General features: G+C 52.6%; 22 protein-coding genes and 4 pseudogenes. 18 read left to right on the top strand and 8 right to left on the bottom strand.

Annotated elements, in window-relative coordinates; genetic code table 11:
• Positions 1 to 13 precede the first annotated feature (13 nt).
• A complete protein-coding gene (locus JMJ04_RS43355; protein WP_201376591.1) occupies positions 14 to 364 on the top strand; it encodes a DUF2200 domain-containing protein in 351 nt (116 codons plus the stop codon).
• 311 nt (positions 365 to 675) lie between these two features.
• On the opposite strand, the pseudogene JMJ04_RS43350 reads toward JMJ04_RS43355, so the two are convergent.
• Positions 676 to 2,170, bottom strand: a pseudogene (locus JMJ04_RS43350) (ISNCY family transposase); the annotation flags it as partial.
• A gap of 353 nt (positions 2,171 to 2,523) precedes the next feature.
• Between JMJ04_RS43350 and JMJ04_RS43345 the strand changes: the two are divergent.
• The 4 genes and pseudogenes from JMJ04_RS43345 (at position 2,524) to JMJ04_RS43335 (ending at position 6,400) form a co-directional block, all read left to right on the top strand.
• On the top strand, positions 2,524 to 3,663 hold the full coding sequence (locus JMJ04_RS43345; protein ID WP_201376589.1) for an IS256 family transposase: 1,140 nt from the start codon (positions 2,524 to 2,526) through the stop codon (positions 3,661 to 3,663).
• A 295-nt stretch (positions 3,664 to 3,958) separates the two neighbouring features.
• Complete coding sequence (locus JMJ04_RS48325; RefSeq protein WP_268887435.1) at positions 3,959 to 4,087, top strand: hypothetical protein; 129 nt, start codon at positions 3,959 to 3,961, stop codon at positions 4,085 to 4,087.
• Between the two features lie 27 nt (positions 4,088 to 4,114).
• A pseudogene (locus JMJ04_RS43340) lies at positions 4,115 to 5,517 on the top strand (ISKra4-like element ISKra2 family transposase); the annotation flags it as partial.
• 112 nt (positions 5,518 to 5,629) lie between these two features.
• Entirely contained in the window at positions 5,630 to 6,400 is a 771-nt protein-coding gene (locus tag JMJ04_RS43335) for a class I SAM-dependent methyltransferase (RefSeq protein ID WP_201376588.1), read from the top strand.
• Positions 6,401 to 6,700: 300 nt separating this feature from the next.
• Here JMJ04_RS43335 and JMJ04_RS43330 read toward each other — a convergent pair whose 3' ends face one another.
• Positions 6,701 to 6,925 carry a carboxymuconolactone decarboxylase family protein gene (locus JMJ04_RS43330; protein WP_201376587.1) on the bottom strand — a complete coding sequence of 75 codons (225 nt, stop codon included), beginning with the start codon at positions 6,923 to 6,925 and terminating at the stop codon, positions 6,701 to 6,703.
• 162 nt (positions 6,926 to 7,087) lie between these two features.
• Between JMJ04_RS43330 and JMJ04_RS43325 the strand changes: the two genes are divergently transcribed.
• From JMJ04_RS43325 to JMJ04_RS43315, 3 genes are all read left to right on the top strand, one after another.
• Complete coding sequence (locus tag JMJ04_RS43325; protein ID WP_201376586.1) at positions 7,088 to 7,498, top strand: MerR family transcriptional regulator; 411 nt, start codon at positions 7,088 to 7,090, stop codon at positions 7,496 to 7,498.
• A complete protein-coding gene (locus tag JMJ04_RS43320) occupies positions 7,458 to 8,243 on the top strand; it encodes an amidohydrolase family protein (RefSeq protein WP_201376585.1) in 786 nt (261 codons plus the stop codon). Before JMJ04_RS43325 ends, JMJ04_RS43320 begins: the two co-directional genes overlap by 41 nt.
• A gap of 226 nt (positions 8,244 to 8,469) precedes the next feature.
• Positions 8,470 to 9,036 carry a transposase gene (locus JMJ04_RS43315; RefSeq protein WP_268887434.1) on the top strand — a complete coding sequence of 189 codons (567 nt, stop codon included), beginning with the start codon at positions 8,470 to 8,472 and terminating at the stop codon, positions 9,034 to 9,036.
• A 223-nt stretch (positions 9,037 to 9,259) separates the two neighbouring features.
• On the opposite strand, the gene JMJ04_RS43310 is transcribed toward JMJ04_RS43315, so the two are convergent.
• Positions 9,260 to 10,405, bottom strand: a complete 1,146-nt coding sequence (locus JMJ04_RS43310; protein WP_201376583.1) for an RNA-guided endonuclease InsQ/TnpB family protein — start codon at positions 10,403 to 10,405, stop codon at positions 9,260 to 9,262.
• Positions 10,406 to 10,448: 43 nt separating this feature from the next.
• Between JMJ04_RS43310 and JMJ04_RS43305 the strand changes: the two genes are divergently transcribed.
• Positions 10,449 to 10,718: a helix-turn-helix domain-containing protein gene (locus tag JMJ04_RS43305; protein WP_236039131.1), complete on the top strand. Its 270-nt coding sequence runs from the start codon at positions 10,449 to 10,451 to the stop codon at positions 10,716 to 10,718.
• Here the strand turns inward: JMJ04_RS43305 and JMJ04_RS43300 are convergent.
• Both JMJ04_RS43300 and JMJ04_RS49325 read right to left on the bottom strand, forming a co-directional pair.
• Entirely contained in the window at positions 10,690 to 10,971 is a 282-nt protein-coding gene (locus tag JMJ04_RS43300) for a site-specific integrase (protein WP_201376582.1), read from the bottom strand. The two genes, JMJ04_RS43305 and JMJ04_RS43300, sit on opposite strands and share 29 nt — an antisense overlap.
• 120 nt (positions 10,972 to 11,091) lie before the next feature.
• Positions 11,092 to 11,353: pseudogene (locus JMJ04_RS49325) on the bottom strand (integrase); the annotation flags it as partial.
• A gap of 103 nt (positions 11,354 to 11,456) precedes the next feature.
• Here JMJ04_RS49325 and JMJ04_RS47680 point away from each other — a divergent pair.
• From JMJ04_RS47680 to JMJ04_RS47665, 8 genes are all read left to right on the top strand, one after another.
• Positions 11,457 to 11,981, top strand: coding sequence for a hypothetical protein (locus JMJ04_RS47680; protein ID WP_236039130.1), 525 nt, complete (start codon positions 11,457 to 11,459; stop codon positions 11,979 to 11,981).
• A complete protein-coding gene (locus JMJ04_RS47675) occupies positions 11,893 to 12,648 on the top strand; it encodes a HEAT repeat domain-containing protein (protein ID WP_236039129.1) in 756 nt (251 codons plus the stop codon). Before JMJ04_RS47680 ends, JMJ04_RS47675 begins: the two co-directional genes overlap by 89 nt.
• A gap of 376 nt (positions 12,649 to 13,024) precedes the next feature.
• Complete coding sequence (locus JMJ04_RS43285) at positions 13,025 to 14,257, top strand: sensor histidine kinase (protein ID WP_201376581.1); 1,233 nt, start codon at positions 13,025 to 13,027, stop codon at positions 14,255 to 14,257.
• A complete protein-coding gene (locus JMJ04_RS43280) occupies positions 14,250 to 14,948 on the top strand; it encodes a response regulator transcription factor (RefSeq protein ID WP_201376580.1) in 699 nt (232 codons plus the stop codon). Before JMJ04_RS43285 ends, JMJ04_RS43280 begins: the two co-directional genes overlap by 8 nt.
• Before the next feature lie 472 nt (positions 14,949 to 15,420).
• Positions 15,421 to 15,885, top strand: a complete 465-nt coding sequence (locus tag JMJ04_RS43275) for an FMN-binding protein (RefSeq protein ID WP_201376579.1) — start codon at positions 15,421 to 15,423, stop codon at positions 15,883 to 15,885.
• A 2-nt stretch (positions 15,886 to 15,887) separates the two neighbouring features.
• The gene (locus tag JMJ04_RS43270; protein ID WP_201376578.1) at positions 15,888 to 16,631 is read left to right on the top strand and encodes an FAD:protein FMN transferase; all 744 of its coding nucleotides are present in this window, start codon (positions 15,888 to 15,890) and stop codon (positions 16,629 to 16,631) included.
• 38 nt (positions 16,632 to 16,669) lie between these two features.
• A complete protein-coding gene (locus JMJ04_RS47670; RefSeq protein ID WP_236039128.1) occupies positions 16,670 to 17,419 on the top strand; it encodes a hypothetical protein in 750 nt (249 codons plus the stop codon).
• A gap of 113 nt (positions 17,420 to 17,532) precedes the next feature.
• Entirely contained in the window at positions 17,533 to 18,150 is a 618-nt protein-coding gene (locus tag JMJ04_RS47665; protein ID WP_236039127.1) for an FAD-dependent oxidoreductase, read from the top strand.
• 238 nt (positions 18,151 to 18,388) lie between these two features.
• Here JMJ04_RS47665 and JMJ04_RS49320 read toward each other — a convergent pair.
• Positions 18,389 to 19,632: pseudogene (locus JMJ04_RS49320) on the bottom strand (cupin domain-containing protein).
• A gap of 583 nt (positions 19,633 to 20,215) precedes the next feature.
• Positions 20,216 to 20,488, bottom strand: a complete 273-nt coding sequence (locus JMJ04_RS43255) for a hypothetical protein (RefSeq protein WP_201376577.1) — start codon at positions 20,486 to 20,488, stop codon at positions 20,216 to 20,218.
• 91 nt (positions 20,489 to 20,579) lie between these two features.
• On the opposite strand from JMJ04_RS43255, the gene JMJ04_RS43250 reads away from it, so the two are divergent.
• Complete coding sequence (locus JMJ04_RS43250; protein ID WP_201376576.1) at positions 20,580 to 20,765, top strand: hypothetical protein; 186 nt, start codon at positions 20,580 to 20,582, stop codon at positions 20,763 to 20,765.
• Positions 20,766 to 20,906: 141 nt separating this feature from the next.
• On the opposite strand, the gene JMJ04_RS43245 is transcribed toward JMJ04_RS43250, so the two are convergent.
• Positions 20,907 to 21,821 carry a cation diffusion facilitator family transporter gene (locus tag JMJ04_RS43245; RefSeq protein WP_201376575.1) on the bottom strand — a complete coding sequence of 305 codons (915 nt, stop codon included), beginning with the start codon at positions 21,819 to 21,821 and terminating at the stop codon, positions 20,907 to 20,909.
• Positions 21,822 to 22,092: the final 271 nt, after the last annotated feature.

The following is a 22,092-nucleotide window of genomic DNA, read 5'->3' as shown; positions in this document are numbered from 1 at the left end:
GAAGGAAGGTATCATGGCAGGACATCGGATCTATACAGTGAGCTTTGCAAGTGTCTATCCCATGTACGTTACAAAAGCGGAGAAAAAAGGACGCGCGAAAACAGACGTCGATAAAATCATTCGTTGGCTGACAGGATATAGCCAGGAAGAGTTAGAAGACCAACTGGAAAAACAAACAGACTTTGAGACCTTCTTTGCGGAGGCTCCTGGGCTGAATCCTTCGCGGGCTTTGATTAGGGGTGTGGTTTGTGGTGTCCGAGTGGAAGACATCAAAGAACCAACTATGCAGGAAATTCGCTACTTGGATAAGTTAATCGACGAATTAGCAAAAGGAAAAGCAGTGGATAAGATTTTGCGGAAATAATAAATCTTCAGGTATTAGCCTCGGACAAAGAAAAAATCCGTTCGCGTCCTTCCCACATGGACATCTACGCGCCTCGACCATCTACAGATCTTCGCTAGAGCAACACTTTTCAGATCAGAAGCAGATGGAGATGGAGCGGTAGACTCCATAGTTCAAGCTATTTTGTGTTTGTGAATTTACCAAAACGAAAGCGGTCAACCCGCTTTTTGAGCCGCGTTGGTCGGCAGTAACAGACGAGTTGCTCAAGTGGGTGGGCAAGTGCTTGCATCGGAGGGCCAAACTCGCTCATGTCGCAAGTCATTTACCAGATACTCGAGTTCACTCCGTAACGCACGCCAGCGAGAGATATCGGTCAAGCGAAGCTCGGCGACGTTAAAATGATGACGAGGTGAAGCGACGAGAACAATGACACGAACAGCACCCCGCACAACGAGACCAGGGGAGGCGCTTTCCCGCCCAGTTGCGCGCCGTTCATGGCGACGTGCCGAGCCGAAATACTGCTCCAGATCATTTGTTCGTGCGTGGGAGATTTGGCTCATCATAACAGTGAAAGAGTCCAGGCCAATAACTCGCCGTGACTTTGCCAAACGTAGTAAACATGGTGGCAAGTGTTTCCGTGGTTTTTGGAGTCTGCTCCATTTCTGACAGAAGGGTCTCATAACTCTGACGTATCTGGAGCGCATTCTGCTTTTCATGATTCGTCAGGAGATGTGCTGCTCGATGGACCCACCTGTAGCCCATTTCCACATCTGCCCACAACAGGTGGGTTTCCACTAATCCTTTCGTTAAGAAAGAGTGCATGCGTTCTAACTCGCGCGGTAAGCTCCCCTTTTCAGCAATCCGAGCAAGTGACGTAGCAATAGAAGAAATGCGCCCATGGAGTTTGAGCCCATGGGCGCTGAGTGGTGGGCGTCCATCATCGGTCAGAGCGTTTCGGACCGCGAGGCAATAGCCTCGAATAACCTCTGCCTCCGTATCCTTTCGTTGTTCGAGAGACCGTTCAATTGGGCGCACTCCGCGAATATGCTTCTTCAGTTCCTTTTTGGCATGTCGATCCGCTTCATAGACAGGTTTCGCAGCTTCACGTAAATAGTGAAAGTGACATAGCTGGTGTGGCACGTCTGGCAATGCTGTCTCTACAGCATTGCGAATAGAGTGTTGCCCATCCGAGACGACTCCACGAATCGGGACAGGAAGGGATTGCTGAATCTCGCGCAGAAGCCCAGCAAGATCAGTTTCGTTGGAGCTCAACAGGCTGCGAGCCAGAAGGATCTCTCCTAACAGGCAGTCACGTAACACCCATAAGACTTCATGTCCCACATCCGGCTGTAACCCATCAAGGGCCAGGACCACGTAGCCTTGCGTGGTGAGGCACTCACGTAAGCGAACACGATTCGTCAAGTGGAGTGCCACCAGTTCTTCATATCGAGCCAAGAGATTGGTGACCGTGCGCTCTGCGATGACCACTCCCCGCCTGCAAAGATCTTGGTGGATCTCTGGAACACTGCGATGGCTCTCATAGCGGAGCATCCCAACCAGCGCAATCACATCGAGGCCAAACTCTCCATGCGGTAATGCCCATGCTCCTTCCTCTTCAGGTCGATAAGGCTGGTGATAGAGAGTACAGTTCTCATCGTGGCAACGGCGAATCTTGAGCGTTAAGCGCGTGACTCCGTTGAGGGTCGTGACCGTACGACGAGTCGCATAGGCGACCCACATGAGCTGGTCACACTCTTGGCAATAGATAGACTGCGGTTCTAAGAGACACTGCAAAGTCGCTGCAGGACGATGTTGTTTTCTAGCCATCATGAAGAGTCCTTTGCCCAAACGTCAAAATGAAACGACAAGGAGATAGCACCTGATGTGCTCTTTACTCTACTCTCCCTTTCATTCGTCTGGAGGAGTAATTTGCACGTTACTCCTTTTCCCCTTCATTCTGAGGGAAACGGGCAGCCCACGGTTCATATTCAATGTGCGCTGCATTTGCGACAAAGGAAATGAGGTGATACCAACCAACAATAATGATCAGTTCCAGAATCTGGACACCATGCCGAGTCTTGTGTAATGACAACCTTTCCAAATGAGCTCGAGAGAGAAGATAATACAGGCATAGACATCTCCAATGTCTATGGAAGTCAATTCAAGCAAAGGAGAGGGACATGCCTGTGCACAAGAAAAAGGATATCACGCCGTCCGCTGAGAATCCAAAAGCCGAGTCTTCATCTCTTACCCTGCCAGAACAGGAGGAATTTCGTCAGTATTTACGTCGTCTGGCGGTCAGTGCCGTCCAAGTGTTACTCGAACAAGTCATGCGTGAAGAACTGGAGCAGTGTATTGGCGCATCGTGGGGGGAAGTGACTCCCAATCGGCGGGGATACCGCAATGGCTCCTACACCCGCGATTTAGTCACTTCGACGGGTCGTATTGAAGATCTCAGCGTGCCCAGAGATCGTGAAGGAGTGTTTCACAGTCAGGCGTTCGAGCGGTACAGTCGTTACGAACCAGAGGTAGCTGAGGCCTTGACCCAAATGTTCGTCAGCGGCACGAGTACCCACAAAGTCGGAGAGGTTGCTCAAACCCTGATGGGAGTGGCTCCCAGTGCCAGTGCCGTCAGTCGCTTGAACCAGAGCCTGACCGAGCAATATGAAACCTGGCGCGAACGTCCTCTCCTTTCCCACTACCGCGTCATCTATCTGGATGGGATCCATTTTACCGTTCGCCATGGAGCCCAAACGGATGCCACCATGATTTTAACGGCGCTGGGGGTGGATCTGGAGGGAAGTCGGGAAGTTCTGGCTTTTCGTGCAAGTGCCGAGGAAAGTAAGGATGGCTGGTGTGCTCTACTGCAAGGCCTGCGGACACGTGGAATGAAAGAGGTCGATCTTCTGGTCACTGATGGGCATGAGGGATTGCTTGCAGCGATAGCCGAACTCTTTCCCTCGACGCTACGCCAACGTTGTCTGGTCCATAAGCAACGCAATGTGATGAGTGCGATTCCCAAACGCGAGCAGCAGGAGGTAATGGCCGAACTCAAAGGGATCTGGCACCAGGAAACAAAAGAAGAGGCGCTCTTGAATCTGACAGCCTTCAAAGCCAAGTATCAGAAGCGCTATCCCGAGGCCATCCGCAGCCTTTGCGAAGACGAAGAGCATTTACTCACGTTTTATGCCTTTCCACCGGTCATGCATCGGTATATTCGGAGCACGAACGCGATTGAAAGCTTGTTCAGCAATGTCCGGCAGCGCACGGATCAGATCGATGCCTTCACCACCGAGACGTCTTGCCTGACCATTGTGTGAGCGGTCATCCAGGATATTCGCCTGCCGAAGATTCCCGTTTCGTAACCCTGAGGGGAGAAGAAGAGAGGCAGATGCAACCCGCTTTCCACGCGGGGTAGGAGGGGTGGTGTTTTTTGTCTTTTTCGATCGAATAGCAAGCATTTCTTTGCTGCTTCTGCCAAGCATTTTGACCATCCGCAATGTGCCCCCAATTGTGGACTCAAGCAGGGGGTGCGCGTCAATTTTTTGCACAAGGCTAGACAAAGGGCCTCTCCTATGCGAAGATGAGTTCATTCTCAAGAGGGGAAGGAAACACATGAGCGAAGAGAGCGATCAGGCCTGGCAACACCTGAGTGAGCAGATTCTCACCGATATCAAAGCGTGCGGCGAGCCCATCCCAAGGCCACCTTACACGAGATTGAACACGAAGTGCATCGGCGCCTGAATCGACTGGAAGCCAAAGTCATTCAAGATGCGGCCCAAGAGAGTGCACAACGCGACTGGAATGGTGCTCCAGCTCAAGAGCGTCCCAGTTGTCCCGTGTGTGGCACTCCACTGCAAGCTCGGGGGAAACGGACCCGCCGTCTGCAAGGAGCTGGAAGGCAAGAGATCCAACTCACGAGAACATACGGGACCTGTCCCACAGGCGGGACAGGGCTTTTTCCCCCTCGATGAGGAGTTAGCCCTCCCCAGAGGGAGTTGCTTGACCTCACTGCAACATGAGCATGTGGTCCATCTCTCCAGCTACATGCCGTTTGAGCAAGCCGCCAAGATGATGCAACGCATGGTAGGGGTTCAGGTCAGTGAAGCCACCACGCGTCGACAGACACAACAGGCAGGCACCTTCGCCCTGGCGGTGCAAACGGCTCAGGCCCAGCTGCCTGTGCCAGAGCATCCCCCTGCCAGCAAGTCCCCAAGCGTCTGGTGATCAGTGCCGATGGAGCCTATGTGCCTTTACTCAAAGGACAATGGGCCGAAGCTCGGACGGTGGCTCTTGGACAGGTCGAGCAAGAAGCGTCCTCGGCGGGAGGGCAAGAGATCCATGTGCGCCATCTCTCCTATTTTTCCCGCATGTGTGATGCTCAGACCTTTGCCAACTTGGCTGAAGTAGAGACGCAACGGCGAGGGGTCAGTCAGGCGAAAGAGCTTGCTGCAGTCACCGATGGAGCTGAGTGATTGCAAGGCTTCCTTGATCTGCATTGCCCCCAGGCACTACGCATCTTGGATTTTCCTCACGCGGCAGAGCATCTCAATCTGCTCATCCAAGCCTTGCAACAAGCCGGTCTGGCTCTGCCTGCCGATCTGCTGGAGCGAGCGTGTCATCGACTCAAACATCGGGGGCCTCGTCTGCTCTTCTGGCTACTTTCTCGCCTTCCAGCCGAGCTGGCCCAGCAGGAAGGTGTGCGTGAACAGGTGGGCTATTTTCTCAAACGCGAAGCTTTGATGCAGTATCCTCACTATCAAGCCGCAGGCTGGCCGATTGGGTCAGGGATGGTGGAAAGCGCCAACAAAGTGGTGGTGCAAGTCCATCTCAAAGGAGCGGGGATGCATTGGGAGCCCAACCATGTCAATTCCATGCTCACCTTACGCAACACTGTCTGTAATGAGCGATGGGAGGAGTGCTGGCAAGAAATTGGCATGGAGCAACGTCGCCAACTGGGACGGCGCCAAAAAGAGCGAGCGGCCCATCGTCTTGAGCAGATGATCTCCTCCTTGATGCTCCAGCTCCTTCAATTTCGCCCTCCTGCTCCCAAGCCACCCACCTCTCCACCTCGTCCGATGGCACTTGCTGCTACCTTGCCTGGTTCCTCACGCCCTTCCGCCCATCATCCGTGGAAACGAGCGTTGGCTTGTCGTCCCAAATCCATTGCAAAAATTGACGGACACCCTCAAGCAGGAACACACCTGGGCGGACCGCTCCCTATCTGGTATACTGTTCCTGGGTTTTATTCATGCGGTGGCGAACGACGAATGAGCGAAAGGGCCAATGATGATCGATTATTCAGAGTATCTTGAAGGGTATCGAGATGCCCAGGCATATGATTTGGAAGAAGGCGGCTACGATGCGGATTATCCCTTGACCGCGCAACTGGCTCGCGCGCTTGGTGGGCCTCTGCTCGATCTTGCCTGTGGAACCGGAACGATGGCCATTCGCATGGCCAAGCTTGGCTATGAGGTCACAGGGGTGGATATCATCCCAGAGATGATCGAGCTAGCCTCCCACAAGGCGACAAAACAGGGTGTTTCGATTGAGTGGAGCGTGGCGGATGCGCGCACATTCCATCTCCAGAGGCAGTTCTCATTTATTTACATGCTGGGGAATGCCTTTCAACACTTTCTCATACGAGAGGACCAGGAAGCACTGCTGGCTCGTGTGCGGGACCATTTGCATCCTGAAGGACGCTTTCTCTTTGGAACACGCCATCCTTCGCTACGCAATCTCTTCGAAGCTCGCTTTTCAGAACCACAGATGTACACCATGTCTGATGGAAGGCAATATGTGATCAGTGAGCATCCAGAGTACGACCCGATCACACAGATTCAGAACTACACCTTCCAGGAACACTGGCTCACGCCAGAAGGTCTCCAAGAGAAGAAGCAGTATCGCTCAGCACTGCGCTACGTCTTTCCCCAGGAGATGGAAGCCTTGCTCTTCTACAATGGGTTCCAGATCCGCTCGTGTTATGGAAACTGGCAGCAAGAACCTCTGACAGCAACCTCTCCCTACATGATTTATGTCTGCCAGAGACGAGTCTAGCCTGGCTTTCTTGTCTTCGCGTTCGGATACCATTGCCCCCCTGCGGCGAAGCCTACCCGATGGGGAGCGGTTTGCCCCGACATGTTCCTGCTTGTCTTGCGCTCACGTTTCGGGGCACACGCTCGCCTTGGAGGCGCAACAGCGGTTTAGGTTTCGGGACCGTTACCGGTTGTTCGCCTCTACCTTTACACAACATTTGGCATGGCGTCAGAATCTGTGCGATGCTCCAGATCGCCACAAGCTGCTCCCATGTGGCATCAGAGATGGTCGCCGTTTCATACAATTCATCGACGAGCCTGATCAGCACGTGTTCGCGCTCCGACCACAACGCCTTTGCGACAGTTCCATTGACCGTTCCTCCAGTTGTGTGCGATCCAGTCCGACAGCCTCTCCATAGGCGGCGACATGGACGCCCCATTCATATTCACACCCACAATGGGCGCAGGTTCGATCAATGAGGATCTCACGCTCGCGCGGATCAAGAGAACTGTGAGAACCAAGAATACCAGCTCCCAACGGACGCATGCGACTACTTATCTCTTGATTCTGATCTCGACTTTGTACATTTTTGGGAGATAAACGTTCTCTTCTTGGCCAATCTGTCAGAAATGGTAAGATACGACCAGATACCTCTTGACCCTCACATCAATGTCAGGGTGTATGATCCGTCCAGAAGGAGAAACAGCTATGCATGTTGGAGAACTTGCGAAACGCACTGGGGCGAGCATCCGTTCGCTCCATTACTATGAACAGATGGGTGTGCTGCATGCGTCGCGGCAGAAGAATGGCTACCGGAGCTATGGTCCACAGGCCGTTGAACAGGTGCAGCGCATTCGCAATCTGTTGCATCTGGGGTTCTCGCTCACAGACATTCAACTGCTTGCTCCTTGTTTTCTGCAAACAGAACAGGGTGCGCCGCTCTGTGCAGTTGGCATCGAACGGTATCAGCAGAAACTTGCGGAACTGGATGAGTGCATTCAGACATTGCAAGAACTGCGTGAGCGCGTTGCGCACCATCTGACGGTCATATCCCCTGATCAGGGAAAGGAGCCAATCAATGATTATAGACAGTCACGCCCACGTGATCTTGCCGGTTGAGCAGCAGCTCGCGCTGATGGAAAGTGCAGGTGTTGAACGCACAGTTCTCTTTAGCACGCGCGTTCATCCAGAGCAAGCCGTCGATCTAGAGGCATTCGAGCAAGAAATGGCCACGCTCTTTGCCATTATCAGCGGGCAAAGGAATAACGGGCTAGAAGTTGCGAAAGGTGCCATTCAGGAACAGATTCAGGTACTGCAAGCACATCCCACACGCTTTATTGGCTTTGGCTGGGTCCCTGTGGGCCTCTCGTATAACGACACGGCGAACTGGCTGCAAACATACGTGATCGCGCCAGGTATGCGTGGCATCGGCGAGTTCACCCTCGCACCAGGCCAGATTGGCCTGTTGGACCCAATTTTCGCGCTTTCCAGTGAAGCGGGCAATCTGCCGCTCTGGGTGCATACCTTCGATCCTCTCACACTTGATGATATTCGCGCTTTGGTCGCGTTGAGCAAGCGGTATGCAAGCGTCCCGGTGATCCTAGGGCATCTTGGTGGGCTGCACTGGATGGAGACCATCAAGTTGGCTAAGGCGTGTCCACAAACCTATCTGGACCTGTCTGCCGCGTATACCACCCTCGCGCCGACTCTGGCGATTCGCGAACTCCCAGAACGTGCGCTTTTCAGTTCGGATGCTCCCAATGGCAATCCTCTGGTCGCCCGGACCATGGTCGAGCAGATCACCCCAGATCCAGCAGTCCGAGCGTTGGTCCTGGGCGAAACCATCGCCAAATTGGTAAGCTGACGCATGAGCAACATGTCTGCTTCCATTTTCGCCTGATTCCTCCAGTCGTCCTTCCTTTCCAACGATGCCGATCTTCAACAATCGTTGTGGTGACCCCACCTCACTCCCAAAAAGGGTAAGGTGGGGAACTCACCTGAGCCGAACAATGCACCTTTTCTCTGGCTCTAACTGCCAGTTTTTACAGACAAGAGGTATCTCCTACTCTCTCTGAAAGCGAGAAAAACGCATGGCGCTTCCCGATCCCATTCTAGAGGTTCTTGCTGCTTTTCGACCATTGTTTACTGCTCCGACGTGGAGAAAACTGATGATCTTGTTGACTGGCACGTTGCTGGCTCATGGACGCCGCACGGTTGCTGCTGCTCTCCGCCATACGGGCAACGAGTTAGAGACGAACTTCAGTACATTCCATCAGGTACTCAACCGAGCGCGCTGGTCGCCGCTGGCTGTGAGTCGGCAGTTGCTGCAACGGATTGTGGATACCTTCGTCCAAGCAGGCGGGACGTTGGAACTGGTCATCGATGAAACGCTGGAGCGACGCTGGGGCAGCCAGATCAACAAACGTGGCCATTACCGCGATAGCATGCTTTCCAGCCGCAAGAGGTCAGTCAGCAGTCCAGGGCTCCGGTGGATCGTGATGGCCGCAGTTGTCACCCTGCCCTGGACAAAACAACCGTGCGCGTTGCCTTTTTTGTGTGTCCTGACGACCACGCCGGAGGTGAGCACAACTTTGGGGAAACGGCACAAAACGGTAGGCATGTGGGCACATCAAATGATGAGTCTGGTACGGCGCTGATTCCCTACACTGCCAATCACACTGCTGGGAGATACCGCCTACAGTATCCTGGAACTGGGTGGGCACTGTCAAAAGCAGCACGTGACCCTCATCACCTGCTCCGATTAATGTAGTCAAACGTATGCAAGCATAGATTTGCCACACCGTTCGTTGTTCCTGCTTCACTCCCAGATGCCTGAAGGCGATTGCCTTTTTGGTCTGACTCCAGGTCCACAAGCGACTTTTACGCGCCGTCCGAGCCAGTACCGAGCGCGGCTTGGTCATTGAGCCCTACCAAGCGAAGGGCTTCCTTTAAGATATTGGTCGCAGCGTTGCAGTCTCTATCCCCTTGCCAGAGACAGTTGGGGTTTTGACAGACAAAGAGGCGGTCGGCAAGTGTGATGTCATGCCAGCGCCAGCCACATTGATGACAGAGTTGGCTCGAGGGGAACAGGCGATCCACTTTCACCACGAGGCCACCGTTGTGTGTGACTTTGCTTGTGAGTAAGGTCAAAAGAGAGCCTAATGCCGCATCCGCAAACGAGCGAGCAAGACACCGGTTTTTCATCAAGCCCCGAAGATGCAGTGATTCAATCCCCACAACGCCGTAGCTCATGGCAATCTGCGTGGTCAGCTTGTGCAAGACATCATTGCGTAAACAGGTAATCTTGTAATGGAGTCGTGCAACTTTGCGCCTCGCCTTCTCGCGGTTCTTTGATCCCTTTTTGCAACGAGAGAGGTGTTGTTGAGCCTGCCTCAGCTTCTTCTGTGCTGTTTTGAGGAATCTTTGGTTTTCAAATCCCTCGCCGGTACTCAAGGTCGCCAGTCGGTTCAAACCCACATCTACTCCCACACGTTTCGGCTTTTGCTCACTCGCTTGATCGGAACGCTCAACCGTGATGCTCACAAACCACCAATCCGCCGTTTTTGTCACCCGTGCACCTGTGATCTTGCCTTTGAAACGAAGATTCTCGGCCAGATTGACCCATCCAAGCTTGGGTATCCAAAGACGATGATCACCAAGTTCGAATTGATCATTGGCGAGATAAAATGAAGGTTTTGAGCATTTCTTGGTTTTGAACTTGGGGCGGCCTCTTCGTTTCCCGTTCTTCTGCCCGTCAAAATAGATGGCCCAGGCTTTTCCCAGGTCCAAGAAAGGCTGGTCACAAGCGTTCTTGGTCACTTTCCAGGTCCAAGGGAACACTTTGCGTCTGATCTCGTTGAATTGTTTTTTGAGCTTGAGCGCGGTAGGCTTCTCTCCCGCCTCATGTTGGCGGTTCCACTCAGCTAGCGCCCAATTCCAAACAAATCGAGCGGTTCCGGCGGCTTTGGCAAAATAGATTTTTTGCTCTTCAGTAGGATGGAGCCGTATTTTATGAGCTTTGATCATTGGCCCCATCCTTTTGGAGAGCAGCAGCGCGGATCGCGTTCTTGTGGAAGCGCAAGATGAAGGGGAAGAACGCCAGGTGCGCAAGCTGGCCGCAAGCCACCACGCACCCGCCGATTGGAAATTCTACGCCAAAATGGTGGTCGAAAGCTGGGCCGGCAAGACGCCTCAAGAGATTGCGACGACGCTCTCATGCCATCCGAGAACGGTGCGCATCCATCTGACTCGCTTCACCGTGGAAGGAGTCAACGGCCTGGGGATGCGAGAAGGTATTGTCAACTTAGTGATCAGAACAAAACATTGTTCTGATCACTAAGTTGACAATACCAGGAAATGAACGCCGCAATCTGAGCAATATTCAGCTCTTTCCAACAGAGACGCTCGTCGCGGAGATATTCCCAGAACAACTTCAACCGATGGGCCGTCGCGCGGATCGTATTAGGGCTGCGGTCCAGGTTGTGGAGATACTTGAGGTAAGCAAGAATTGGTTGGACTGGGGTATGGTCGTCGTCCAGTACCATCCAGGTTACCTGCTCGTTGGAGAGACGGACACGTTGTACCTTCATCATCTACCACCTTATCATCATCTACAGTTCGATACAAATATCTTCTACAACGAAGAACCGCAAAGATCCTTAACATTACTTTCTGTACGTTCTGAGCAGTCTCTTTTTCTGGTCTAGATTTGTAGATGAATTGATCATTGGTCGTTTTGAATAACCACTCACAGACGGACCCAAAGTGGGGTTTCGCCCAGGGGCGCGTCTTCTTGGTACAGCGATAGCGGGCCAGGAAACTGTCAAAGTAGACGCTCTGGAATTCGCGCCCGCCATCCACCACAACGAATTGGGGAAGTCGTTCAAAACGCTGTACGCAAATGCGCAACACCATCATGACTGAGCGGTAAGAAGGTTGGTCAAAGGTCAGGTAAACGGCAAGCAGACGCTGAGAGTCCCACGACATGCGCAATGAGCTAGCGCCTTGTAGCGAATAAGCTGAGAAATGTGCCTCATTGAAAGGGAAAAACCACATTCTTCCCATCAAGGAGGCAGACATGATCAGTATCGCCGATGGATCGGTACGTATCCAAACCTCAGCGGAGTCGCAACCTGCGCTCCCATCCTGGTTGGGTGAAGTCACTCTGGTGGCATCCCACCTTCAGAAGCAAGGAATCCTGAACAAGATCTGCGAGCGCGTGCGTTTTGCGCGACGGCGGTTCGGACGCTACGACGTGCTTGACTTTCTCGCCGTACTCTTCGGCTATGCGATCAGTGGCGAACGGACCCTGGAAGCGTTCTATGAGGCTGTGCATCCCTTTGCTTCAGCCTTCATGGCCTTGTTCGGGCGCGCCAGCTTGCCTGCGGCCTCCGCGCCGATGTCCAGACGCGCTTGCACTTGCCTGCTGATCAGCACCTCCGAAGTTCCGAAAGCGGGATCTGCCGCGCGCTCTACGACTGCCCAGCCAACGCCTGAACGAGGACGGACCGCTCGTGCGTATCATTGTGGCCACCCACCCGGCCCCAGCCAAGAAGAAAAAGAAACGGCAGGTCGGACGCATCCGCAACGGAGTTGTGTATGAACTCTTCTTGACCAATCTCCCTCAGAGCGCTTTCACCGCCTCCGATGTGGTGTCTCTTTATCTGCATCGCGGCGCGTTTGAAACGGCTCTGGAAGACGAAGACCAGGAACAAGAGCCGGACCGCTGGTGCAGCCACTCGGCCTGGGGACAGGAAGCCTGGCAATGCATTTCACAGTGGACCTGGAACGTGCGCCTGGAATCGGGGCATATCCTGGTACCTGAACCGCTACGCACCACAGAGTTTGCACCTGCCATCCCACCACAGCCTGAACTCGCCCCCACGCCTCCGTCCTCACCTCCTGCCTCTGCGCCTGCCTCGGGGTATGCACCACCCGCCACCGCGACGTCCTGGAAAGCTGGCCGCTTCACAGGAGCCGACTTTCCTCTCCAACCCGATGGGACCCTGCGATGCCCAGCAGGCAACGTCCTGGTCCCGTATGAGCACCGTCGAGAACGCGATGCGAAGTGGCGGGTCCGTGGAAGTGCAGCCATCTCCCTGGGCAAGCTGGGAGATGTACGCGCCGTCGAGCCGCTGCTCACCGCGCTCAGCGATGCAGACGCTGATGTCCGTAGGCTCGCGGCCGAAGCTCTGGAGAAGCTGGGAGGTATGCGCGCCCTCCCGCCCTTGCGCGCCAGGCTTTCCGATCCCAGGCCCGACGTGATCTAGCAGGCCAGAGAGGCCCGTGCGCAATTGAAGGGATCAGGGAGCAGGCACTTCAGACAGGGAACACATGAGGTCCAGGCCCCGGAAACCAGGAGGAGAACCTGAAAAAGGTGCAATCCCCACTTTGAGGTCTGTTTCTCTTATATAAGCTCTACAATTTCAATTAAGTTGACAATACCCCCTGATATATACTATTTTATCCCCAAAACATACCCAGCCTATGGAACAAAGCCTTCCAACCAAGGCATTCTCATTGTTTTTACACTATAAATTTGCCTCTTTCGACACTGTCAGAAGAGGTCATTATCAGGCAGTCACCATGAGTGCTATAATGTGTGCCAACGTTTGTTGATTACACAGCGCCAAAGAGAGCCGATACATGGATTCCTATCATTCTCGCCTGTTTCGCTGGTTTATATTATTGTGGCTGGGCCTCATCTATCTCTGGGGGCTTCGACTGCAAGGGAGTCCTGAGCATACACTCGGCCTTCCAGAGATCCTCTTGTTTACGACCTTGATGACTATTCATATCCTCATCCACTGGTTTTACCTTTCGGATCGCTTCACGCAAGTATCGCAAGCACAGCAATTACTGATGTGCCTCCTCCAAAGTCTGCTCGCACTGGGCCTTTGCATTCTCATTCATGAATGGGATGTCACGATTGGCCTTTATCTCACACTTATCTTAGAAACCAGCGTTTTTCAACATCAGACCCGCCTGATAGCGATTGGGACCTATATCGCTTCCTTGCTCCTGGCTACGTTTATTCTCTACGTCACTATTCCTCACGAACTAGGAGAAGCACTACGAGGATTTGCCGCACCAATCTTTGTGTTTGCCGTCAGCTTTACCGTTCTCTACCTCCAGCAGGTACACGCACGCGAGCAGGCGCAGAAATTGCTCAAGGACCTTGAAATTGCGCACGCTCAGCTCTCTGCTTACGCCCTCCATGTGGAGGAACTCACCCTCACTACCGAGCGGCAGCGTATGGCACGTGAATTACATGATACCCTGGTCCAAGGTCTAGCTGGCTTAGCCATGCAATTAGAGGTCGCAGATCGACGACTGACCAACCAACGCTATGAGCCTGCACAAAATATCATTCAACAGGCAATGGTACAAACACGAGAAACGCTGGCAGAGGCCCGCAGCGCCATTTATGATTTGCGCATGGATGCAGAACATGTTGGGAGCCTCACACTCACAGTACAGGAAAAGGTCGCCCGCTTCAGCAGAGCCACTGGCATAGCCTGTAGCGTTGACCTTAATGCACTCTCGCTTACCTCTTCCACACAACAGATACATGTGCTACGGGTGATTACTGAAGGTCTCGCCAACATCGCCCGCCATGCCCAGGCCCACCATGCCTGGATTCGCGCCATCTGTACGACCGTTCGCGATAAGAAACAATTGCTCATAGAAATACGCGATGATGGAAAAGGATTCGACCCCACAGTTGTCGCGACGCAGGTTGGACATTACGGTCTGCTTGGCCTGCACGAGCGCGCACGCCTGATAGGTGGTTGCCTGGATGTAGAGAGCAAGCAAGGACAGGGGACGGTATTACGGTTCCAGATATCGCTCGAGCAGAAAGGGGCACCTGATGAATAAAAAAATTCGCGTGATGATCGTCGATGACCATACCATTATTCGCGAAGGAGTGCGTTTGATGCTAGGAGAGGTCAGTGATGAGTTTCAGGTCGTTGGTGACGCTGCGGATGGCGAGACAGCCTTACGACTGGTGGAAGAATTACAGCCAGATGTGGTTCTTATGGATCTGCGTATGCCTTCTATGGATGGTATCACCGCCATTGAGCAAATTCGCCGATGCTCTCCACAAGTCGCCATTCTTATCCTCACGACCTACAATGAAGATGATCTCATGATTCGTGGATTACAAGCAGGAGCCTGTGGCTACCTGCTCAAGGATATTCGGCTAGACACCTTACTCAACGCGATCCGTGCCGCAGCCAGAGGAGAAATCCTGATGCAACCTGATATCATGGCACGACTTCTCTCGTATACAACAAAATCCGCGCCTTTCGAGCCTCGCGCAAGTCATCTGAGCCATCAAAGCGCCATCGATTTAACCGAGCGAGAGAGAGAAGTCCTTATAGCGGTTGCACGCGGTGATCGGAGTAAAGACATCGCCAGGCATTTGGGCATTGCGGAAAGAACAGTTCGAGCATACTTGACCAGTATTTATACGAAACTGAATGTCACTTCGCGAGCGTCAGCTATCACGGTCGCCATTCGCTACGGTATTTTGTCACCCAACGATGAAAGAGATGAAAACTGGTGACGACTCCGTACGGCTGAAGGTAGAGGTTTTAGGCACCAGTTTGATACACTGACGCTCAATCACTTCGAATACCTCCTTCTCGCAGGCACCAAACGCTTCTTTTCTCCATGCTACATACTCATCCCTTTGCCTTCGCCGCCAAATAGTCAAAGTAAGCCGCAAACTTGCTATCAATGCCGCTTCCGCCACTGTCAAAAGAGGTATCGAAAGAATGGCGAAAGAGACGATGCAGCGCTCAGCGTCAATGGCTATACTGAGACTACCAATAGAATAAAACTTTCGCCGCTAACAGACCGGCCTGATGCTATGCCAAATATGTTGCCCCTCTCCTTCCTTATACTCAAGGGGCATACCATAGGTACGACCGAGCAAGCATTGCCAAATTGGTGCCTGCCGCCTGACACTTTGTCGGGCAAAAAGCATCGTTGCGTGCGAGACCAATGAGAATAATTTTGGGAGGTTACATAGACCCATGAAAAAACTCGCCGTTGCCGTGCTTATCATAGGAGCCTTCCTCCTCTACAGCTTTTTGTATCACTCAAATGCTGTCGCGCTCCTACCGACCGGTCCGACCAATTCAAATTCATCGGTAAACACATCTCCTACAAATGTGGCCTCGCCTCCTACCAGTTCAGCAGGCCCATCCGGCTCCGGCTCGTACAAAGATGGTTCATATGACGGAAGTGTTGCTGATGCGACCTGGGGCAATGTTCAGGTAAAAGCTGTTATTCAGAGTGGAAAAATAACGTCTGTAGCGTTTTTGCAGTATCCAAGCGATCGAAGCCGATCAATCTCTATTAATGCCTACGCAGACCCCATCCTCTCCCAAGAAGCAATTCAAGCACAAAGTGCTCAAGTCGACCTGGTCTCGGGGGCCACAGATACGAGCAACGCTTTTATACAATCGCTTACCGACGCTCTCTCTCAGGCAAAATAAACATGAAACACACACGCCTACTTATGGGGATGCCCATTACAGTCGAGGTCGTCGACCCATTCGTGACTCAGGAAGATCTGGACAAAGTATTCAGCTATTTTGCCTGGGTCGATACCATCTTCAGCACCTACAAAACGACTAGCGACATCTCAAAAATCAATCACGGAGAACTCTCTCCTGCCCAATACAGTGACACGATGAGAGCTGTTCTCACACTGAGCGAGCAAACAAAGGAGGAGACGGATGGCTACTTTGATATCCAGCGCGATGGAGTCTATGATCCTTCGGGAATCGTGAAAGGATGGGCCATTCGGAATGCCGCTCATCAGTTAGAGGTCCGGGGTTTCCGAAATTTCGCCGTTGATGCTGGAGGAGATATTCAGGTAGCAGGTCACAAAGACGGGCATCCCTGGAGGATTGGTATCCGCAATCCCTTTCATCGCACAGAGCACGTAAAAGTTCTCACACTCACCGATCAGGGTGTTGCAACCTCTGGCACCACCATCCGTGGACAACACATCTATGACCCCTACCACCCAGGGAAGGCCATTTTGGATGTTGTCAGCATCACGGTTCTTGCGACGAATGTGTATGATGCTGATCGCTTCGCAACCGCTGCATTTGCGATGGGAACAAGGGGCATCTACTTTCTCGAAAAGGTAGCAGGATTAGAAGGATATATGATTGATGCTCAAGGCAGAGCAACCTTTACCAGTGGCTTTGAAAGGTATGTGTGTCACCAATGATAACCAAACCCATAGATTATGTCTTAGATAGAATCACTATGTACCGATTGGTACTCTATGTCCTGATAGGGATGCTCGGATTAGCAATGCTCCTATCATGCTTTAAGCTCCTTTCTTTTTCCCCACTCATGCTCCTGGCGTCAACGCTCTTTTTGCTCATCATGTGTTGGGCCATGAATACCATTCTGACGCGTGTGTTTGCCGTACCAGCGAATGTTGAATCAGCTACAATCACAGCGCTCATTCTGGCATTGATTCTCGATCCAGCCCAGTCTTCCGGTGATATCCAATTCCTCGGCTGGGCAGCGATCCTGGCAATGGCTTCTAAATACATACTCGCCGTGCGTCACAAACACCTCTTCAATCCGGCAGCAATCGCGGTTGTCATTACTGCGGTTGTGTTGAATAAGTCAGCAAGCTGGTGGGTGGGAACGACAGACATGTTACCCCTCGTCCTCTTTGGTGGCTGGCTGGTAGCGCGTAAGATGCGCCAGGAGGATGTCGTTCTCGTGTGTTGTGGCGTTGTGCTGGCATGCTCATGCATGTTAACGCTGCTACAGGGCAACACGCTTCTCACACATCTGAAACAAATGCTGGTCGGGTCTCCTCTCTTTTTCTTCACCACGATCATGCTCACGGAACCACTAACGGCTCCCCGACCAAATCACTACGGCGGCTTTACGCCGCACTCGTTGGCGTGCTCTTCATTCCACAACTGCATATCGGCCCAGTGTACTCAACCCCCGAGATGGCATTGGTTCTTGGAAACGTTTTCTCGTACCTGGTGAGTCCGAAGACAAAAGTGCTGCTGACATTAAGCAGGAAGGTCAAACTGGTCCCCGGTGTGGTGGATTTCGTTTTCAAACCCTCTCAACGGCTAGCGTTTTCCCCAGGGCAATATATGGAGTTCACACTCGATCATCCTCACGCCGATAGCAGAGGAAATCGGCGGTACTTTACGCTCGCCTCATCGCCAACAGAAAAACTGGTTCACGTAGGCATACGCTTTTATGCCAAGGGTAGCTCTTTTAAGCGTGCCATGACCACAATGGACGGTCGGACAAAAATTGTGGCGGCTCAGATCGCAGGAGATTTTACCCTTCCCGCAAACCCGCAACAAAAACTCGTCTTCATTGCAGGTGGCATAGGGATTACGCCCTTTCGAAGCATGTTGAAGTACCTCCTTGATACCCAGGAGAGGCGTGACATCGTTCTCTTCTACGTCAACAGAACTGCGAGTGAGATTGTTTACGTCGACGTTCTCCAAGCAGCGCAAGCCCAACTCGGCGTCAAAGTATACCCTATCGTGACCGATACAACAGCCGTTCCACGCAACTGGCCGGGCCTGGTGGGCAGGCTCAATGAGCAAGTCATTCATGCTACTGTCCCAGATTATAGAGAGCGTACGTACTACTTGTCTGGGCCGCCAGGGATGGTACGAGCCTCTGAAGAGATGCTGAGGCATATGCACGTGAGGCCAAACCAGATAAAGAAAGACTTTTTCCCTGGACTCACATGATATGTCGCCACCATGCTTCTTACGCATATCAGTTAGAACGACGCCGCCTCTCAAATCGACACTTGTAAATATAAGGCGGGGTTCTGCTCTGGCGGCAGCCACCAGAGCAGAGAAGGAAGCAACATCCTGTTTCAGAATGGGGATATATCGAGATCCCTGAGCAACAAGTGTTCTCGTTGATCTAGCAAGCATGAGTCAACGTTGATCACTCTCCGCTGGATCACTCTCACTAGATCAGCTAAACGATGAACGGTTTTTTCTTCGGCAGGGCATTCATCACCTCCTGAGGTAGATTCAGATCTCCCTGCACGAGTTCGGGTGGAGTCACTGCCATCCACTGAGCCAGGGAGATTTCGGCAAAGTGAGCGGTTTTGAATAATGACAGGAAGCACGAGTTCGTTTCTCCTGTATTCTCAAGAAAGTGGCCCATGTTTGTGGGAACATAGCCCACACTGCCTGATAATCGAAGGTACGTGCCTTGCCTTGTGCCCCGAACACGGTCATGCGCCCGCTGCCTTCGATGTAGTATTGCCACTCATCTGCATTCGGGTGCCAGTGCATCTCCCGTATCCCGCCCGGCTCAATATCCTGCAACACACCCGCGATGGTCTTCGAGACATGGAAACTGCTGGAGTCCACGATGCGCACCGTGCCTTTCGGGGCCTGGATTGGTGGCTGTGCCAGCATCCGGTAGGTGAAGCTTTGCGGCGCAGGGCCATAGGGGTAGGAGACCTGCATAACTGATGGCGGACCAGGCACAATGCCCGGGTAAATATACCGCTGTGATGGAGAGGGGAGATGCTGAAAATAGCTCTGAGGCTCGCCAAAATTTTTTGCCAGGACTCCCTTGGGGGTATGCGCGAACCAGTCACTGAGCAGAAAGGTGTCATTCTAAGAGAAATTCCCGCTATCGAAGGCGAGCAGGAACTCACAGCCTTCTTCCAGGGCTTGAATAGAATGGGGATAGCCAGGGGGGAAGTACCACAGGTCACCGACGCCGACATTTCCCACAAAGTTGCGGCCTTGCGGGTCAAGGCATGTCACCTGGGCAGTCCCAACAAGCATATAGGCCCACTCAGCAACCGGGTGCCAGTGCAACTCACGGATCGCTCCCGGTTTCAAACGCATATCCACGCCTGCGATGCTTGTCGCAATTGGCAAATCGACCTGTGTGACCTGTCGTGCCCAGCCGCCCTCTGTCAGCCGCATGGGAACATTGCTGAACGAGAATTTCAGGTTCGGCATGTTGCCAGCGTCAGTTGGCGGCGGCGTTAACATATCGGGATTTAGTCGATCAAGTATCACATTGCGCGGGCCGGGATCATCCGCCCCAAGATGGCCCTCAATCGGCTGTGGCACGGTGGAGGTATTAGTTGGAGGGTCATCAATAGTCGAGGGAAAAGCAGCTCTGGTCGGGCCGGAAACAGCAGCAGCAACCCCAGCAGCAAGGGACTGGACGATTTTGCGTCTCGTTACATCCATTCTATGTTGATCCTTTTTTTACCAAGCCGAGGACTGTGAGACAGACGCACAGCCCTCCTATCCTTTTTACTATAAGAGACTATGAGCTTGATTTACTTTTGTAGAGAGGACAAAAAGAAGATCTAGTTCATCATCTCTTCATATTGCAGTCGCCCCCAATTCAGTAGAAGCAAAGAACAGAAGGGAAGTTTCCTTCTCCTAGAAATTGAAGCGTTTAGCATGAGAGAACGCAAAAGAGGCTGAAGCGATGCGATTTCACTTCAGCCTCTTCCCTCTTGACCTCCAAACCCCGGTTACATTGCGACCGCTATTCCCTTTTTCTCGAACAACTCATGAATGTCACTCAGGATGTCCTCTAGGTCGCGAGGTTCCATACACTCACAATCACAAGAGTATATTGAGACTACTTGTGCTGTGGGATCATCGCAAGCTGTGTTCGAAGTAAGAGGTGTATGCGTATGGCCTGGGAAAGCGCTACACGTAGACGGCGATAGATATGCAGCCGTTCCACTTCAGAGGCTTCTAGAGAGGAAACATCCTCAACCGACCAGAGATGACGCCGACCAGCGTTAGGAATCACTGGTCATTGATTGGTTGCCCCACTGCAGATGACCACACCCTCATCCCAGGAGTGGTCAAAGGATGGCTCTATCATGGGCGGGGAGAGAAGCAAAGGAACCTGAATCTCCTCCAGGACCTGACGAACCAGAGTGATGTCCTGCGGCGCGAATGTTCCTGACACAATCCAAATATTCCATTCCCCAGGGGCTTGCGCTTCAAGGAGACTTGCCGCCATCAACTCCCGAATAGAGCGATGCGCACAGAGAAACAAAAGACGCTTCTTGCGCTCAGTCATGCGGCTTCTCCTTCTTCATAGGGCAGCAGACGTTCAAAAAAGCATACATGGCTGGCTACAGAAAAGCAATAGATCGGTGGAGAAAACGGGAATGATGCTTACGCATCATGGTGGGATCGTGGAAGCGTCACAGAGATCGCCACACCCGCCAGGAGAAATCCTCCGCACACAGCCAGAAGGCAAGGTCATTGCACCCGAGAAGGTCATTGCGCTAGGCATCCTCTTCTCTAATGGTCGCAGATACGCATCCTATGCTCCATCATCGGATCAGGGCTGATTCTCCAATGGAGAGAATGATGCCACTGGCATTCTCAGCCCTTCTCTGACTGGTACACACACTATGACGATGAATGTGTGGTGCTCGCACGTCCTCACATGGGAGATCTCAGGCACGCTCACAATCTCACCTGCACATCGGTTAGAGTAGGTGAGGTTCTCGATCAAGCTCGATATCTTCAAATGACACCGGATCTTCTTTGGGTTCTAAATGGGTAAAGACTGTACTCTCTGGTAAGGCTTCGCGTATGGCCCGCTCAATCTCTTCACAAACTTTATGCCCCTTGAGCACCGTCCATTGTCCTGGCACGATCACGTGGAAGGAGACGAAGCGGCGCCTTCCTGCCATTCGACTGCGTAGAGCATGAAACACGATCCCTTGCTGTTGATAGGTTGCTAAAATCTCTTTGACCTGTTCCTGATCTTCTGGTGGAAGGGCCGTGTCAAGTAATCCTAAACCGGTTTGTCGTAAAAGTTTGATTCCCGTCCATATGATATTGGCAGCGACCAGAAGCGCAACGATGGGGTCAAGAATATACCACTTTGTCAATGCAACCAGAAGCACCCCCACCAGGACCCCTGCGGTCGTGAAGACATCAGCGAACAAGTGATGGGCATCGGCCTGGAGGGTAACCGAGCGCTCCTTCTTCCCTTCTCGCAGCATAAACCAACCTAACACGCCGTTAATGACCGCTCCGAGCACGGAGAAACTGAGTCCCAGGTAGGCCTGCTCAATAGGTTCGGGATGAAGCAAGCGTGGTATGGCTTCATAGGCAATCACCAGCGCTGCGATGAGGATGAGCGCGCCCTCAGCACCGCTGGAAAAATATTCCGACTTGCTATGACCATAGGTATGCTCTTCATCGGCAGGGCGTGCTGCCAGGGTGACTGCCCACAATCCCACCAGGGCTGCCACGAGATTGACCACGGACTCAGCAGCATCAGAAAACAGTCCAACTGAACCAGTCAGCGCGTAGCCGAGAAATTTGACGGCCATCGTTACCAGCGCGGCAGCAATCGATAAAAACATATACAGACGCAATGAGTGCTGTTTCATGTCATCCTTTCGTCATACAGGCTTGAATCAAGCCTCCATTTCCATCCTTGAAAGACGAAGCGTCGCCAGGAGAGCAGCAAGACCACAAGACGTATGCTCAGAATACATCTTCCGTTGGAGCGACCCGAATATGATGTGTCACAAGGGAGCGTCATTTCTTGCCGTTGCTCATTGCATAAATAATACAACCTTTTCCCTGGCTTGGCGAGGGTAAAAGGAGCAGAAAGGCGCACTTTACCCGATTTTTTCGTCTTGATTTCATTTTTAAACG

Source organism: Ktedonobacter robiniae (genome assembly GCF_016587375.1).
In the GTDB taxonomy this organism is placed as follows: Bacteria; Chloroflexota; Ktedonobacteria; order Ktedonobacterales; family Ktedonobacteraceae; genus Ktedonobacter; species Ktedonobacter robiniae.
The sequence above is the reverse complement of the archived record's forward strand: the minus strand, read 5'-3'. Positions and strand labels throughout refer to the sequence as shown.

Excerpts from the sequence above, each read along its gene's own strand:
- JMJ04_RS43355 (WP_201376591.1), top strand. The coding sequence starts at position 14 with ATGGCAGGACATCGGATCTATACAGTGAGCTTTGCAAGTGTCTATCCC.
- JMJ04_RS43345 (WP_201376589.1), top strand. The coding sequence starts at position 2,524 with ATGCCTGTGCACAAGAAAAAGGATATCACGCCGTCCGCTGAGAATCCA.
- JMJ04_RS48325 (WP_268887435.1), top strand. The coding sequence starts at position 3,959 with ATGAGCGAAGAGAGCGATCAGGCCTGGCAACACCTGAGTGAGCAGATT.
- JMJ04_RS43335 (WP_201376588.1), top strand. The coding sequence starts at position 5,630 with ATGATGATCGATTATTCAGAGTATCTTGAAGGGTATCGAGATGCCCAG.
- JMJ04_RS43330 (WP_201376587.1), bottom strand. The coding sequence starts at position 6,925 with ATGCGTCCGTTGGGAGCTGGTATTCTTGGTTCTCACAGTTCTCTTGAT.
- JMJ04_RS43325 (WP_201376586.1), top strand. The coding sequence starts at position 7,088 with ATGCATGTTGGAGAACTTGCGAAACGCACTGGGGCGAGCATCCGTTCG.
- JMJ04_RS43320 (WP_201376585.1), top strand. The coding sequence starts at position 7,458 with ATGATTATAGACAGTCACGCCCACGTGATCTTGCCGGTTGAGCAGCAG.
- JMJ04_RS43315 (WP_268887434.1), top strand. The coding sequence starts at position 8,470 with ATGGCGCTTCCCGATCCCATTCTAGAGGTTCTTGCTGCTTTTCGACCA.
- JMJ04_RS43310 (WP_201376583.1), bottom strand. The coding sequence starts at position 10,405 with ATGATCAAAGCTCATAAAATACGGCTCCATCCTACTGAAGAGCAAAAA.
- JMJ04_RS43300 (WP_201376582.1), bottom strand. The coding sequence starts at position 10,971 with ATGATGAAGGTACAACGTGTCCGTCTCTCCAACGAGCAGGTAACCTGG.
- JMJ04_RS47680 (WP_236039130.1), top strand. The coding sequence starts at position 11,457 with ATGATCAGTATCGCCGATGGATCGGTACGTATCCAAACCTCAGCGGAG.
- JMJ04_RS43285 (WP_201376581.1), top strand. The coding sequence starts at position 13,025 with ATGGATTCCTATCATTCTCGCCTGTTTCGCTGGTTTATATTATTGTGG.
- JMJ04_RS43280 (WP_201376580.1), top strand. The coding sequence starts at position 14,250 with ATGAATAAAAAAATTCGCGTGATGATCGTCGATGACCATACCATTATT.
- JMJ04_RS43275 (WP_201376579.1), top strand. The coding sequence starts at position 15,421 with ATGAAAAAACTCGCCGTTGCCGTGCTTATCATAGGAGCCTTCCTCCTC.
- JMJ04_RS43270 (WP_201376578.1), top strand. The coding sequence starts at position 15,888 with ATGAAACACACACGCCTACTTATGGGGATGCCCATTACAGTCGAGGTC.
- JMJ04_RS47670 (WP_236039128.1), top strand. The coding sequence starts at position 16,670 with ATGTACCGATTGGTACTCTATGTCCTGATAGGGATGCTCGGATTAGCA.
- JMJ04_RS47665 (WP_236039127.1), top strand. The coding sequence starts at position 17,533 with ATGGAGTTCACACTCGATCATCCTCACGCCGATAGCAGAGGAAATCGG.
- JMJ04_RS43255 (WP_201376577.1), bottom strand. The coding sequence starts at position 20,488 with ATGACTGAGCGCAAGAAGCGTCTTTTGTTTCTCTGTGCGCATCGCTCT.
- JMJ04_RS43250 (WP_201376576.1), top strand. The coding sequence starts at position 20,580 with ATGATGCTTACGCATCATGGTGGGATCGTGGAAGCGTCACAGAGATCG.
- JMJ04_RS43245 (WP_201376575.1), bottom strand. The coding sequence starts at position 21,821 with ATGAAACAGCACTCATTGCGTCTGTATATGTTTTTATCGATTGCTGCC.